The 13,825-nt window shown below is 60.9% G+C and carries 14 protein-coding genes and 1 riboswitch; of the genes, 3 read left to right on the plus strand and 11 right to left on the minus strand.

The features are described from left to right. Nucleotides 1-9 precede the first annotated feature (9 nt). Nucleotides 10-600, plus strand: coding sequence for a hypothetical protein (locus Q4S45_RS13760; RefSeq protein ID WP_305505075.1), 591 nt, complete (start codon nt 10-12; stop codon nt 598-600). Here Q4S45_RS13760 and thiE read toward each other — a convergent pair. Genes thiE through thiC form a run of 5 tightly spaced genes read right to left on the minus strand, consistent with a single transcriptional unit; the run spans nt 597 to nt 4,943 of the window. After that, nucleotides 597-1,259: a thiamine phosphate synthase gene (gene thiE / locus Q4S45_RS13765; RefSeq protein ID WP_305505076.1), complete on the minus strand. Its 663-nt coding sequence runs from the start codon at nt 1,257-1,259 to the stop codon at nt 597-599. The two genes, Q4S45_RS13760 and thiE, sit on opposite strands and share 4 nt — an antisense overlap. Next, a complete protein-coding gene (locus Q4S45_RS13770; protein WP_305505077.1) occupies nt 1,256-2,011 on the minus strand; it encodes a bifunctional hydroxymethylpyrimidine kinase/phosphomethylpyrimidine kinase in 756 nt (251 codons plus the stop codon). The genes thiE and Q4S45_RS13770 overlap by 4 nt, the downstream gene beginning before the upstream one ends. Beyond that, nucleotides 2,008-2,802, minus strand: a complete 795-nt coding sequence (locus tag Q4S45_RS13775) for a thiazole synthase (protein WP_305505078.1) — start codon at nt 2,800-2,802, stop codon at nt 2,008-2,010. Before Q4S45_RS13775 ends, Q4S45_RS13770 begins: the two co-directional genes overlap by 4 nt. A gap of 16 nt (nt 2,803-2,818) precedes the next feature. Further along, nucleotides 2,819-3,022, minus strand: a complete 204-nt coding sequence (thiS, locus tag Q4S45_RS13780) for a sulfur carrier protein ThiS (RefSeq protein ID WP_305505079.1) — start codon at nt 3,020-3,022, stop codon at nt 2,819-2,821. Nucleotides 3,023-3,029: 7 nt separating this feature from the next. Further along, complete coding sequence (gene thiC, locus Q4S45_RS13785; protein WP_305505080.1) at nt 3,030-4,943, minus strand: phosphomethylpyrimidine synthase ThiC; 1,914 nt, start codon at nt 4,941-4,943, stop codon at nt 3,030-3,032. A gap of 70 nt (nt 4,944-5,013) precedes the next feature. Beyond that, a riboswitch (TPP riboswitch) is annotated at nt 5,014-5,120 on the minus strand. A 165-nt stretch (nt 5,121-5,285) separates the two neighbouring features. Between thiC and Q4S45_RS13790 the strand changes: the two genes are divergently transcribed. After that, entirely contained in the window at nt 5,286-5,486 is a 201-nt protein-coding gene (locus Q4S45_RS13790; protein WP_305505082.1) for a hypothetical protein, read from the plus strand. A gap of 107 nt (nt 5,487-5,593) precedes the next feature. Here Q4S45_RS13790 and Q4S45_RS13795 read toward each other — a convergent pair whose 3' ends face one another. Together Q4S45_RS13795 and Q4S45_RS13800 are read right to left on the minus strand one after the other, a co-directional pair. Further along, nucleotides 5,594-5,722 carry a hypothetical protein gene (locus Q4S45_RS13795; RefSeq protein ID WP_305505084.1) on the minus strand — a complete coding sequence of 43 codons (129 nt, stop codon included), beginning with the start codon at nt 5,720-5,722 and terminating at the stop codon, nt 5,594-5,596. A 53-nt stretch (nt 5,723-5,775) separates the two neighbouring features. After that, nucleotides 5,776-6,045, minus strand: coding sequence for a hypothetical protein (locus Q4S45_RS13800; protein WP_305505086.1), 270 nt, complete (start codon nt 6,043-6,045; stop codon nt 5,776-5,778). Between the two features lie 181 nt (nt 6,046-6,226). On the opposite strand from Q4S45_RS13800, the gene Q4S45_RS13805 reads away from it, so the two are divergent. Then, nucleotides 6,227-7,789 (plus strand): EAL domain-containing protein, encoded by a 1,563-nt coding sequence (locus Q4S45_RS13805; RefSeq protein ID WP_305505088.1) that lies wholly within the window; start codon nt 6,227-6,229, stop codon nt 7,787-7,789. A gap of 7 nt (nt 7,790-7,796) precedes the next feature. Here Q4S45_RS13805 and Q4S45_RS13810 read toward each other — a convergent pair whose 3' ends face one another. The 4 genes from Q4S45_RS13810 to Q4S45_RS13825 form a co-directional block, all read right to left on the minus strand. Continuing rightward, the gene (locus Q4S45_RS13810; protein WP_305505089.1) at nt 7,797-8,135 is read right to left on the minus strand and encodes a helix-turn-helix transcriptional regulator; all 339 of its coding nucleotides are present in this window, start codon (nt 8,133-8,135) and stop codon (nt 7,797-7,799) included. Next, nucleotides 8,122-8,589, minus strand: a complete 468-nt coding sequence (locus tag Q4S45_RS13815; protein ID WP_305505091.1) for an SRPBCC family protein — start codon at nt 8,587-8,589, stop codon at nt 8,122-8,124. Before Q4S45_RS13815 ends, Q4S45_RS13810 begins: the two co-directional genes overlap by 14 nt. 879 nt (nt 8,590-9,468) lie before the next feature. Next, complete coding sequence (locus Q4S45_RS13820) at nt 9,469-9,918, minus strand: GMC family oxidoreductase (protein ID WP_305505092.1); 450 nt, start codon at nt 9,916-9,918, stop codon at nt 9,469-9,471. Nucleotides 9,919-11,361: 1,443 nt separating this feature from the next. Next, entirely contained in the window at nt 11,362-13,683 is a 2,322-nt protein-coding gene (locus Q4S45_RS13825; protein ID WP_305505094.1) for an AAA family ATPase, read from the minus strand. Nucleotides 13,684-13,825 lie beyond the last annotated feature (142 nt).

Raw genomic sequence — 13,825 nt, forward strand, 5'->3', positions numbered from 1 at the left:
TGCGCCGCGATGCGCGGCCTGCTCCTTGCGGCAGCGGTCGCACTCGCGCTGCCCGCCAGCGGCGCCGGCAAGGTCTCGAAGTTCGACTGCGCCGGCGGCGTGTGCGGCTTCAACGTGCCTGCTGGCGACGTTCGCGAGGCGCCCTGCAAGGGACAGCCGGTGCTGGTGGCCTACAGCGAATCGAGCGGCGCCACGCTGATCCAGTGCGGCGGCGCGGATGGCACGAAAAGCTACCTGTTCGACCGCGGCGCGACCGGCCGCGCCGGACTGGAGCTGGCGGGAACGCGCTTCATCAAGTCCGATTTTCTGGCCGAAGCGGCGGAGAACGGCGTGCCCGACCGCTTCGGCCCGGTGCCCCTGTGCGTCAAGTCCGCGCCGGCGGCCGCGGCGACCGGGGAATTTGTCCTCGTCGCGAAGGCGCCCGCGCCCGAAGCCGACGGCGCCTACTGCTACCGCGTGATCCGCGTCGGCGGCCGCCAGGCACTGGCGCTGCGCGCCGACTCGGGCGAGCCGCCGGCCGCCGCCGCGACGGCGCACAAGAAATGGCGCAAGCTGGCGGCGCGGGTGCTGCGTCACATCCCGCCAGGGAAAACGCCTTAGGCCGCCGGATCCGCCATTGCCGTGCCGGCCGGCCGGCGACCTTCATCGCACTGCGAAAACAGTCGCGCGAATTGCCGCACCGCCCCCTCGATCGCCGGGGCGCCGTACACGCTGCTGATCGCCGCCACCATGTCGGCGCCGCGCGCGACCAGCGGCGCCGCATTCTCGGGCGTCATGCCGCCGATGACCACGGACGGCACCGCGATTTCAGCCCGGGCCCAGTCGACGATTTCGGGCGGCGTGGTGACCGGATACTGCTTGACGCGCGACGGATAGAAGCCGCCGAACGCGACATAGCTTGCCCCGCTCGCGGCAGCCTCGCGCGCCAGCCGCCTGTCGCCGTAGCACGAGGCGCCGATGATCCTGCCGGCGCCGAGCGCGTTGCGCGCCTGCGCCACCGAGGCGTCCGTGCCGCCCACGTGCACCCCGTCGGCGCCGAGCTCCAGGCACAGGTCGATGAAGTCGTTGACGATGAACGGGCGGCCATGATGGCGGCACAGCGCCAGCAGCCGGGCCGCCTGCTCGCGCCGCAGTTCCGGGCTGGCGCTCTTGTGGCGGTACTGGACAAGCGATGCGCCGGCGCGCAGCGCCTTGTCGGTGGCGTCGATCAGCGCGGCGGTGTCGTCCCAGTCGGGAGTGACGAGATAAAGGCCCTTCATGGAGATCCCTGCGAAGAAGTGGATAAGCAGCGCTGCGGAATGCGCTGGCCGGCGGCGATCGAATACGCACTCTCCAGCGCCCGATGGCAGTACGCCTGCGCGGCCGTCAATGCGCTTTCCATGGCGTCACCGCACGCCAGCCGCGCGGCGATGGCCGCAGCCAGCGTGCAGCCGCTGCCGTGAAACTCGCCTGCCAGGCGCGGCCAGCGCCATGCGCGTTCGCCGCCCTCGCCCTGCCATCGGTTGACCACCATTGCGCCGTCGGCGTGGCCGCCCGTCACGAGCAGGTTGACGGCGTCATGCGCCAGGGCGCCCAGGACGCGCGCTTCCGGCAGGTTCGGCACCAGCACCGACGCCAGCGGCAGCAAAGGCGCCAGCGCGTCGATGGACGACAGGTGGTCGCCCGCGCCGCTGGCAAGGACGGGATCGAGCACTACCGGCAGATCCGGATTATCCCGCCTCAGCGAACAGATCACCGCGGCAATTGTGTCGGCATTGGCGCGATTGCCGGGAATGCCTATCTTCACCGCGCCGATCGCGATCTTGCCGGCCAATGCGCGCGCCTGGCGCAGTACGACATCGGCATCGACCGGCAGCACCTCGAACACCCGGTCGTTGTCCTGCACCGTGAGCGCGGTGATGACCGGCAGCGCATGCGCGCCCAGCGCCGCAATCGCCAGGATATCGGCGGCGATGCCGGCGCCCCCGCTGGGATCGGCGCCGGCGAACACCAGCACGGATGGCCGCCTCACGCGAGGCGCCCGGCCATCGGCGACGACGGCGATGCCGCGAAGCGCTTCGGTATGCGCCCGGCCAGCCAGGCCTCGCGGCCCGCCTCGACGGCAAGGCGCATCGCGCGCGCCATGCGCACCGGATCGCGCGCGCCGGCGATGGCCGTGTTCATCAGCACGCCGTCGCAGCCCAGCTCCATCGCAATGGCCGCATCGGACGCCGTGCCCACGCCGGCATCGACCAGCACCGGCACGCTGGACTGCTCGACGATCAACGACAGGTTCCATGGATTAAGGATGCCCATGCCGGAGCCGATCAGGGAGGCCAGCGGCATCACCGCGACGCAGCCGATCTCCTCGAGGATCTTGGCCTGGATCGGATCGTCGCTGCAGTACACCATCACGTCGAAGCCGTCGCGCACCAGCCTCTCGGCCGCCAATAAAGTCTCGGGCATGTGCGGGAACAGCGTCTTCTCGTCGCCCAGCACTTCGAGCTTCACCAGCTTGTGCCCGTCCAGCAGTTCGCGCGCCATCTGCAGCGTGTAGACCGCGTCCTCTGCGTTGTAGCAACCGGCGGTGTTGGGCAGGATCGTGTACTGCGACGGCGGCAGCACGTCGAGCAGGCTGGGCGCCTTCGGGTCCTGGCCGATGTTGACGCGCCGGATCGCCACCGTGACGATTTCGGCGCCGGCGGCGTCGGTCGCTTCGCGCGTCTGCGCAAGGTCGCGGTACTTGCCGCTGCCGACCAGCAGGCGCGAGCGGTACTGCTTGCCGGCGATGGTCAGGCCGGCGTCGTTGTTCGATTCGTTCATCACGTTCTCCTTTGGTTCAGCCGCCGCCGATGGCGCGCACGGCTTCGATCCGGTCGCCCGGCTGCACGCCGCGCTCGCGCCACTGCTGGCGCGGCACCACGTGCCGGTTGACCGCCAGCGCCAGCGCCTGGTTCGACAGCGACAGCGCCTCCACCAGGTCGGCCAGCGTCGCCCCCTGCGCCATTTGATGCGGCGCCCCGTTCAACATAATTTCGGTCATCGCGGCCTCACTGCTTCTGGTAGATCTGTGCGCCGCGCCTGACGAATTCGACGGCCTTCACTTCCATGCCCTGCCTGAGCGCCGCCACCTCGGAAATGCCCATCTTCCCGGCGTAGTCGCGCACTTCCTGGGTGATGTTCATGGAGCAGAAATGCGGGCCGCACATCGAGCAGAAGTGCGCCACCTTGGCCGAATCCTTGGGCAAGGTCTCGTCGTGGAACTCGCGCGCCTTGTCGGGGTCGAGCCCGAGATTGAACTGGTCCTCCCAGCGGAATTCGAAGCGCGCCTTCGACAGCGCGTTGTCGCGGATCTGCGCGCCCGGATGGCCCTTGGCCAGGTCGGCCGCGTGGGCGGCGATCTTGTACGTGATGATGCCGTCCTTGACGTCGGCCTTGTTCGGCAGGCCCAGGTGCTCCTTCGGCGTGACGTAGCACAGCATCGCCGTGCCATACCAGCCGATGGTCGCCGCGCCGATGCCCGACGTGATGTGGTCGTAGCCGGGCGCGATGTCGGTTGTCAGCGGCCCGAGCGTGTAGAACGGCGCCTCGCTGCACTGCTCCAGCTGCAGGTCCATGTTCTCCTTGATCAGGTGCAGCGGCACATGGCCGGGACCTTCGATCATCACCTGCACGTCGTGCTTCCAGGCGATCTGGGTCAGTTCGCCGAGCGTCTTCAGTTCGGCCAGCTGCGCCTCGTCGTTGGCGTCGTAGATCGAGCCGGGACGCAAGCCGTCGCCCAGGCTGAACGACACGTCGTAGGCCTTCATGATTTCGCAGATCTCCTCGAAATGCGTGTACAGGAACGACTCCTGGTGATGCGCCAGGCACCACTTGGCCATGATCGAGCCGCCGCGCGAGACGATGCCGGTCAGGCGTTTCGCCGTCAGCGGCACGTAGCGCAGCAGCACGCCGGCATGGATGGTGAAGTAGTCGACGCCCTGCTCCGCCTGTTCGATCAGCGTGTCGCGGTAGATCTCCCAGGTCAGGTCTTCGGCCTTGCCGTTGACCTTTTCGAGCGCCTGGTAGATCGGCACCGTGCCGATCGGCACCGGGCTGTTGCGGATCACCCACTCGCGCGTCTCGTGGATATGCTTGCCGGTCGAGAGGTCCATCACGTTGTCGCCGCCCCAGCGGATCGCCCAGGTCATCTTTTCGACCTCCTCGCCGATCGACGACGTCACGGCCGAATTGCCGATGTTCGCATTGATCTTGACGAGGAAATTGCGGCCGATGATCATCGGCTCGACTTCGGGATGGTTGATGTTGGCCGGGATGATGGCGCGGCCGCGGGCGATTTCGTCGCGCACGAATTCGGGCGTGATCTCGTCCGGGATGCTGGCGCCGAACGATTGGCCCGGATGCTGGCGTCCCATCAGGTCGGCCAGGCGGCTTCCCATCGGGCCGGAGGCCTGCAGCTGCGCCAGGTATTCCTTGCGGCGCATGTTCTCGCGGATCGCGACGAACTCCATTTCCGGCGTGACGATGCCTTTGCGCGCATAGTGCATTTGCGTGACGTTGGCCCCGGCCCGGGCGCGGCGCGGCTTGCGCTGCAGGTTGAAGCGCATCTGCGCGCTGGCCGCGTCCAGCGAGCGTTCGATGCCGAACGCCGAGGAAGGACCCGGCAGCTCCTCGGTGTCGCCGCGCTCTGCGATCCAAGGCGTACGCGGGCACGGCAGGCCGGAGCGGATGTCGATCTTCACGTCCGGGTCGGTGTACGGACCGGAAGTATCGTAGACGTAGACCGGTGGATTCTTCTCGGCGCCGAACGAGGCGGCGGTGTCGGACTGGCTGATTTCGCGCATCGGCACCCGGATGTCGGGGCGGCTGCCCTCGACGTAGACCTTGCGCGACTTCGGCAACGGACGGATTGCGGCTTCATCCACCGTGGCGGTGGCGGACAAGAATTTCGGATTGGCGTTCATGTGGCTCCTTGCGTAGCTTCTCGATGGTTTGAGCAGGAGCCAGCAAAGGAGTGTAGGGAGACGGCGCGCGGCCGGTGTCACTATGCTTCCCTTCGCTGGCATTATCCAGATCAGGTTCGGAGGGTATTTCTCACCTGCGCATCGCATTTGCGACTTGCAGGACCCCTAGCGTTTGCCGTTGTTCGGCAGCGATGATTCTAAACGCATTCTGGTCGTTTGGACAAGCGAGAAAGCAATTCGAGTAAGCGATGTCCTACGCGGATAGTCGTCGCGCGCCTATTAGCGGGCCGACAACGCCGGTGCAAGATGGTGTTCAGTTTGTTACACAACAAAGGAGATCACATGAGCAGCAAAGTCAGCAGCGGACATAACCACACTCACGCCGAGAGCAAGCAGTCGGGCCAGCAGGCGCCGGGCAATACGCCGCCAGCATCGCGCAGCGGCGCCACCACCGGCGCCAGCAAGCAGTCCGACACGAGCAAGCAGAGCCAGAAAAGCGACAGCGGCAGCAAGCAATCGGCATCGAAGACCGACAAGTCCTGACCATCCGTGGCCTTGTCGACAATGGGGTCAGTTCGCAGGACCAGACCCCAGCAGCAAAAAAGCCGGCGCTTCGCAGCGCCGGCTTTTTCATTTACGCGCGGACTGGGTTAGCAGCAGCCCAGCATGCGCAGGCAGCATTCGACGCTCAGGCAGCAGCCCATGTTCGATGCGGCGGCGGCTGCCGATACCGCCAGCAGCGCAACTGCGGCGCCCACTTTGAAGAATTTTGATTTCATGTTCGTTCCTTGTTATTTGATGTGAGACTGCTCTTGCGATTTTCCCGCTCACGTCAGTCGGGCGGCGTCCATATTTCTTCGACACGCGCCGCGATACGCATCCCTGGCCCCGGTACGGCTGGCGCGCGCATTGCCGAAACCGTCGCCCGGCCCGCGGCGCCGACGGCCGCCGGCGGCAGCGGATCGGCGATGCAGCCCATCGCCACGCATTCGGCGACTGGACAGTGCGCGTCCATGCAGCAGATCCGCACCGACGACGCCATCGCCGCCGCGCTGTGCAGGACGAAGATCAAGGCGATCAGAACGAGGCGGCAATTATGCATGAGCCAATTCTACCCCTGTACGCTGCCGCTTGTCACGACGATCAACCTGCAGAGATTTGTATGAAACTTGCATAAATCGTGCGGTATCATATTTCGCACAGCGCAAGCACGGAGAGACCATGTCGCCTGGACCCGGATGCCACCTGCCGATGCACGCCATTTGCCAGCACGGTGGTTCAGCATGAAGAAGCAGGCGGCCATGGCGCTGACGCTGGTGGTCGCGGCATTCGCCGTGGGCGCGCCGGTCCTGCTGGCGATCCATGAAGCGGAGCGCCAGGGCCGCGCCATCGAAACCGAGCGGGTTCTCGCCTATGCGCGTGATGTCCTGCTGCGCACCGATGCCACGGCCATTCAGGTCGACCGCGGTTTCAAGTTGCTGGCGGCGGCACGCAACGGCCCCCCTTGTTCGGATGCGAATATCGACCTGATGCGCCAGATCGACCTGGCGTCGAGCTATGTGCAGGCTGTCGGCTACGTCAAGGACGGCCGCATTGCCTGCTCCTCGCTAGGTCACGATCGCAAAGGCCTGCCGCTCGGCGCGCCGGACTTCGTGACCGCGAACGGCGTCGCGGTGCGCAAGAACCTGCGTTTTCCCTTCGCACCTCGCGTTTCCTTCATTGCGCTCGAACGACAGAACCACATTGCGATCATCCACAAGGACTTGCCGATCGATACAACCGTCAACGGAAAGGACGTGTCGCTGGCGATATACCTGCTGGGCGATACGGCGCCCATGACGTCGCGTCATTTCGTCGACCCCGGCTGGCTCCGGAAAGTCGAGCCGCACAAGGCGGTCACCTTCGTCGATGGCCAGCGCCTGGTGGCGGTCGTGAAGTCCGACCGCTTCCAGTATGCCGCGGTGGCGGCGATTCCCCTCGGCGATTCCAGCGCCGCCACGCATGACGCAATACAACGGTTGGTGCCCGCCGGCCTGATCGCCGGCCTCGCGCTCGCCGCGGCCGTGTTACTGCTCGCGCGCATCCAGCTGTCGCTGTCGGCGGCGATCAGGGCCGGCCTGAAACGCAACGAACTGTTCCTGCTGTACCAGCCGATCGTCGACCTGCAGACCGGCGCGTGGGTGGGCGTCGAAGCCCTGATCCGCTGGCAGCGGCCGACCGGCGAGATCGTGGATCCGAATATCTTCATTCCGATCGCCGAACAATTCGGATTGATCGAGCAGATCACCGAACGCGTGCTGACGCTCGCCGCACACGATACCGGTGCGTTCCTGCGGCGCCATCCAGGATTTCACGTCGCGGTCAACCTGTCGGCCACCGACCTGCACTCGGCGCGGCTGCCTGCCCGGCTCGATGAATTCCTCTCCCTCACGGCGGCGCAGCCGCGCAACCTCGTCGTCGAGATCACCGAACGCGGCTTGCTCGACGTGGGGCTGGCGCGCGAGGTGCTGCGCAGCCTGCGCGCGAAGGGAGTGCGCGTGGCCATCGACGACTTCGGCACCGGCTATTCCAGCCTGTCGTACCTGCAGACGCTCGAGGTGGACCATCTGAAGATCGACAAGAGCTTCGTCGAGGCCATCGCGACCGAGGCGCCGACGAGCCACGTGGTCCGGCACATCATCAAAATGGCCAAGAGCCTGAAGCTGCAGCTGACCGCCGAAGGCGTCGAGACCGAGGCGCAGGCGCAGTTCCTCCGCCAGCGCGGGGTGGAATATGCGCAGGGATGGCTGTTCGGAAAACCGATGACGTTCGCGCAGATCGAGCGCGAGCTGGCGGCGCGCGCCTGACCACCGGTCACCCGGATTCCGCAAAACGTTTGAGCTTGCCGAGCGCGGTCTCCCACTGCCGCCCGATGATCTCGAGGGTGCGCCTGGCCTCCTCGATGCGCGCCGGCTCGAGCTGCCAGAGCCGCTCGCGGCCCACCTTCACGTCGCGCACCACGCCCGCTTCGGCCAGCACGTGCAGATGCTTGGTCACGCCCTGCCGGCTGATGTCCGTGCCGGCCGTGAGCTGCGCAATCGAGAAAGCGCCGCCGGCGCACAGCAGCGCGATGAGTTTCAGGCGCGTCGGATCGCCCAGCGCGGCAAACACGCGCGCCAGCACTTCATCGTGCGCGCCCTTATGCCCCGACATGGCGAACGATGTTATTCATCTGCGCGTCCCAGCCGCCGCTGTTCATGCGGAAGGCTTCGAGGCGGCGCTCGGGCGGCAGCTTGTCGAAGCCGGATTCGACCACTTTCAGCAGCGTGCCCTGTCCCGGCGCATCGTCCAGGGTGAAGGTCACCAGAGTCGGCTCTTCGCCGGAATAATCGACTGCGGCGTCGACCGCATACGGGTGCCAGCGAAACGACAACAGGTCCTGCGGCTCGACGCGCTCCACGAGAACGTCGAAGTAAATGTGCTCGTAGCCGGGATAGGTGATTTGGCCGCGCGCGCGCTGCCCGGGCGTGAATGCCTGGCCGGCCAGCTTGGCGCCGAACCAGGTGCCGAATTCCTCCGCGTTGGCGAGGGCCCGCCAGACGCGTTCGCGCGGGGCGTTGATGACGATGCTGCGTTCGATGCGGTCGGTATCCGAATGGGTGTTCATACTCGCTCCTCTGGATGACTTGACGCAACCGAATGGTTGCATGAAGAAGTATAGGAGCCGATCCCCAGAAAAGCAACCCAATGGTTGCATGATGCCGGCGTCGCCGACCAAGATGGGGTCAGGTCCGCAGGACCAGACCCCATTTATTAGGCACACGCCGTCGGGCATGGGGATTTGCTTCGGCCTGTGTGGCGAAAGCGGTAAAATGGCGGATCGTCGCAGGCGCCGCCGCCGCATCATCCCCATGAAGAATAAATGACCACCGTTCCGACCGAAATCAACGCAGCCGCCATCAAGAACAGCGCGGGCGAAAAACATACGCCCATGATGCAGCAGTACTTACTCCTATGAAGGCCGCGCAGAAATTCAAAAAATTACGCCAAAAACTACGCCAAAAATGCTAGTTGAGACGGCTAGCTGCCCTTCGGATCGCCTGCTTAAACGAAACTACGATCACTTCGATTTATACGATTTATACGATTTATCTCGCATCATCATAAATCGTTTCCACCATTCCACCGCCTTGCCCCCCGGCCTGCTACCGGGCATCGGACGCATACGATTTATACTGTTGACGCGCTTTGTAGTTCGATTCGATTGCAGGAGCGTATTACCGATAAATATGTCTCGAATGGACTACCGGCAGCGCGGCAACATCCTTTCAGCGTGTAGCTCAGCGCTATGAACGGTCGACCGCGCAATCCTTCGCGGCTTGCCAAATCAGACCGTGAAATATGAAACGCCGGCGATAATTTTACATCGACCGGTGGAATTTTCATTGCAAAAGCGGTCGATCGAGCGGCCGCATTGGTCGGTTGCTAGTGGCCCATGGCGATCCGGACTAAAGCCACCTCGCAATGTCCGGCGCGCTCTGATTGATCAGCGCAGGCGCATTCGAAGATGGTCAGCGACGCGGAGCGCGTTGGCGATAATGGTGAGCGAGGGATTCACCGCCCTGCATGAAACGAAGAAACTGGCGTCAACCACGTACAAATTATCGAGGTCATGCACTTTGCAATTGACGTCCAGCGCGGAGGTAGCCGGATCGTTGCCGAACCGGATAGTCCCATTCTGATGCGCTGTCCCGCCAATCGGAATGTCCTTCCCCAGATACAGGTTGCGCGGCAGCAGATGCGGATGACAATCCATGGCGTCGAGCATCTGGTGCAGCTTGTCGCGCAGGCGGTGGTGTCCTTCCAGGTTGTTCGGCACCAGGTTTAGCACGATGGCGCCGTCGGCATCGTGCGTTACCCGGTTGTCCGGATCGGGCAGGTCTTCCGAAATCAGCCAGAAATCGAGCGCGTGACCAGCCAGGCTGGCCAGCGCCAACTCCGGATGAAACGGTAGCTACCCCGGCAGTTCGGCGGCAATCGTATCGCCGTGCGATTTGCCCAGCATCTGGATATGACCGAGCGGGAACTGCCAACGCGACAAGCGCCGCAAACAGCAATCGACCGCTGACGTGGCGCCCCCGCTGTCGCGCCACGATGCCGGCCGCCGCTGCCGGCGTCAGGGCGGCTGCACGATGTCTGGTGAGGATATCCATCAGGTGTCCGGGTGCGCTCATCAATACGATGTTACCTTCGTAAAAGGCAGATTTGAGCCCTGGCGAAGTCCCTGCCCGGGATGTAATCGATTGGTAATGAATTGCGGCGCGCCGTTGCGCCTGGCCGAAGATTTGCGGCGTCAAGGCGCAAACTGTGGCGTGGTCCATTCATGAGTTGGTAAGGAAAGATCGGCAAAAACCGCCGTGGGGCCCGGTCGCGCCATCCGCATAAGCGGGAAGAACCCAGAAATGAGAAAGCGGTGAAGAAGGGATAGACTTATTGTGCGACCAACTTTTCTTAACCTGACCCACCGCTTTCATGACGAATCATAATCTTGACCTCCCGTTCTAGGAAGGTCATTGCATCTCCAATTTCGAACGCAAGGATAACTGCATCTGGATCACTCTGGGTGTCTAGCAAAATCGTGGCGATTCAGCTTCAGCTCGCTTTTCCAATTCTTGAATTTACGCTTTTAATTCAGCATAAGTAGGCATCTACTGTCCCCACCCCATAAAAATCACCAAAATTTAGCACACAAAAACCACATTAGAATTACGTTCCCTACTTGAACTCTACAGTGCCAACACACCCGTAAGCGCCTTTCGATTTTTTAGACAAAAGCGCCTCAAGCCTCGCACGGTATAAGTCGAATACTCTATTATATTCGTTCCAAAATTCAGGAGTTACCGCTCTTTCCCAAGTCTGTCGTTCTTGGGAAGTGCTGCACGGATACCTGGCCCAGGAATTCACTCCAGTCTCAAGAGTTTCTAGGACACGAACAGTTCTCTTGGGTTGAGGGATTTTTTTACATTCCTTCTGCAACCTGCTAAGGCTATGACCATTTAGAAGCTTCTTTGACAGCTTTCCGCCCTCGATGAAATGCGGATTTTCGTAGATGAGAAACGCCTTTATGAGATTTTCCATCGCGAAAGCTGCCAATAAAAAAACGGGCCTATTACTGCTTCTACGTGTAACGCGCTCGCAGCCCGAGGTAAAACTAACCAGCCCTTGAGGTGTATTGTGAAGGATATGCGCATTTTCATGCATGAGTTTCGCTACCTCGTACCAGTTCAACGGTGACGCAGACGATGCAAATTCTCGGTTAGCAGCAGTGTCCATTCGGCTAGCCCCTCGACCCTAACAATATTAAAGATTATTAACCCAAAGGCCTTTTGGTTTAGCGCCTGTCATCTGGCCAAAGGCCCAAATACTTCTCGTGGGTCACTCATGTGCACATGACCATCATTCGCTCGAAGTGATGCTTGTCGGACCACTTTAGCAAATCTAGCACGTCGCGCAAAACAGATGGCGCCTCTGAAAGCAACGATTCGCTTTCGTGGTCCCCAGCCATGTTGGGAGCATGGGAATATGTATCCAAGAAGCGGGAAATGCGCGTCGTTTTCGGACCGTCGTATTTCAGCTCGTCCAGGCGTTGAATCATAGATTGACGCCCGGGGACTTTGAACGCCAGAAAAGACTCAACCAAACGCCTGGCAAGGTTCGGCAGTTCGTAATAGTCCTGCATCGGTACGTTATTTGGAAGAGAGCTCGCGTCGACCACTCGTCGGAAGAGATAGTGATATTCCGACTCAAAATTCTTCAACAGTGGGTCCATCTCTTGAATCGACGAGCTACGTATTCCATCTCGAGTGATGGCTCGCAACATGAAAAATCTCGATTCCTTCTTGGGTAGGTGCTGCAGCCAATTCTTGACCAAGCGGAGAAAGGTGAAGTTGTGCGTCAGGACAAAGAGCTGGCCCGCGTCGACAAGCTTACGCTTCATAAACCCGAAGGCACTGTATATCGCATTGGAGTCGAGGCTTGAGATTGGGTCATCAACGACGACGATACCGTTGGCTAAGTCAAATGACCGGTCATCAAGTGATTTCAGAAAATAGAGGAACGCAATCGCGGTACGCTCCCCCTCGCTCAAATGGGTAGCCAAACCGCCGCGTCGCATAATTCGGTAGCCGGTTTCCTCTGCTAAAACCTGTATGTCGTCATGCCCAAGGTATGCTACAAGGTCACTGTTGAGTTCATCAGCAGACCGCCGATGCTCCAAAATTTTCGCTTCAAGCCGTCGAGCTTCTTCCTCTGCTGTTGCTTTCTCTCCAATAGCGTCGGTAGCTTTCGACTTAGCATCCTCAAGCTCGGACTGCTTTTGCTGCCACTCGACAAGAACCCCACCGAGCTCGTTTCCGAGCAAACGTTCGCGAGCCTTGATAACTTCTTCGGCGAACGAATCTGTCTTCTCGTTATGTTTCTCGATAACATCTTTTAGACTCTGAAGTGCTGACCTTCCAACGAAAGCACCGATAATTGCAGGGCCGCCTGTACCAAGTACCTCGAAGAACCGCCGCAACATGGACTTGTTCGTACCTGGCACGCCATCACCACCGAGAATCACGTCCTCAAGGTCAAGCCTCTCGAAAACGTGCTCTTGCTTGAAGCGAATTGCTGAGGCAAGGGCGGTGAGGGTATTTCTGACGTTATTCATGTGCAAATTGAGTTGGACTAATGCTTTCGTGTACTCCTCTTGAAGGTCTGGGTACAGTTCCGTCGCTTTCGGCAAAGTCGACAATGACGCCGACTGGGCTGCGCTCTCAACCCGTACCGTCAATGCTTTCAATGATTCAGTAAAAAGACGGAACTCGTCATTGAAGTGAGCTTCCAGTTGGCGCAAACGCCCCGACGCCATCGGGTGTTGGCAAAATTGGCAGATAGCTGAGTCACCTTCGTGCATATGAAGAGCCAGACCTGTTTGAATCCAAGTCGCTAACGGTGGATTTGATGCAAGGCTGTCGATGACTTGCGAAACAACGGTCTGTTGAAGCGCGTTCTGTACGTCGGTATAGAGACTACTGACATCTGGGAAGCTAACGTCGCGAACACGTACGTGAGGCAAGGGCTTGGCTCCCTTTAGTTCCATGTCCCTCGCGTATTCTTCATTCGAGAGTTGAGGTTTGGGTTCTCGATGGTATATGGCAATATCTCTGCGAAGATCAGCAGCGTTGTAATTGTTGAATTTTCCGCCCTGCGCAACCAGGAGATTCTTAATCGTTCGAGCTGTGGCTGCGGCGAAATCTTCGAGAGACTTTGCTGCACGTCGTTCTTGTTCATTTGTCTCCTGTACTTGCCTGGTAAGCTCTGGAAATTTGGCCTTCAGAGTATTGAGCTGCCCCTGCTTTTCTGCGCTGCCTTCGCCGAATATGTATACAGGCGCTAACTGAGAATTGGCACCTCCAGAACTTTCGAAAACGCTGTTAGCGACGGTCGCGTGATTGAATACACGAACCTTTGGCCGTGCGTTTGCTGTAGACAACGCACTCCCAGAAACCGAGTTTCCCCCAAAGATGAAGTCTATCTGTGCGTCTGATATATCGGCATGAGCCTGAAGCGCCTTAAACAAGTTAGAAAGCGTGGTTTTACCGCTCCCATTCCAACCGTAAAGGAGATTGTAGCGTTCAAACCCATCTAGGTCCCGAGGCCAGGAAAAATCTTTGAATATTCTATAGCCATGAATCTTATCGAAACGCTCGAACCGCATCTTTCTCTCCTCTGACGCCTCTTTGGTATTGGTACGACCCGTTTTAGTCGGGCCTGTACGGCGGTCGCGCGGTGCCTATCCAACGCGAACGACGCATCCTCGAGTCCGATGTAAAGCCGGGGGTACTTCTTTCTGTATGGAC

This window comes from Massilia sp. R2A-15 (assembly GCF_030704305.1).
Lineage (GTDB): Bacteria > Pseudomonadota > Gammaproteobacteria > Burkholderiales > Burkholderiaceae_D > JAFCUW01.

Bases quoted from the DNA above. Each gene is read 5' to 3' on its own strand.
- Q4S45_RS13760 (WP_305505075.1), top strand. From the start codon at position 10: ATGCGCGGCCTGCTCCTTGCGGCAGCGGTCGCACTCGCGCTGCCCGCC.
- thiE (WP_305505076.1), bottom strand. From the start codon at position 1,259: ATGAAGGGCCTTTATCTCGTCACTCCCGACTGGGACGACACCGCCGCG.
- Q4S45_RS13775 (WP_305505078.1), bottom strand. From the start codon at position 2,802: ATGAACGAATCGAACAACGACGCCGGCCTGACCATCGCCGGCAAGCAG.
- thiS (WP_305505079.1), bottom strand. From the start codon at position 3,022: ATGACCGAAATTATGTTGAACGGGGCGCCGCATCAAATGGCGCAGGGG.
- thiC (WP_305505080.1), bottom strand. From the start codon at position 4,943: ATGAACGCCAATCCGAAATTCTTGTCCGCCACCGCCACGGTGGATGAA.
- Q4S45_RS13790 (WP_305505082.1), top strand. From the start codon at position 5,286: ATGAGCAGCAAAGTCAGCAGCGGACATAACCACACTCACGCCGAGAGC.
- Q4S45_RS13795 (WP_305505084.1), bottom strand. From the start codon at position 5,722: ATGAAATCAAAATTCTTCAAAGTGGGCGCCGCAGTTGCGCTGCTGGCG.
- Q4S45_RS13800 (WP_305505086.1), bottom strand. From the start codon at position 6,045: ATGCATAATTGCCGCCTCGTTCTGATCGCCTTGATCTTCGTCCTGCAC.
- Q4S45_RS13805 (WP_305505088.1), top strand. From the start codon at position 6,227: ATGAAGAAGCAGGCGGCCATGGCGCTGACGCTGGTGGTCGCGGCATTC.
- Q4S45_RS13810 (WP_305505089.1), bottom strand. From the start codon at position 8,135: ATGTCGGGGCATAAGGGCGCGCACGATGAAGTGCTGGCGCGCGTGTTT.
- Q4S45_RS13815 (WP_305505091.1), bottom strand. From the start codon at position 8,589: ATGAACACCCATTCGGATACCGACCGCATCGAACGCAGCATCGTCATC.
- Q4S45_RS13825 (WP_305505094.1), bottom strand. From the start codon at position 13,683: ATGCGGTTCGAGCGTTTCGATAAGATTCATGGCTATAGAATATTCAAA.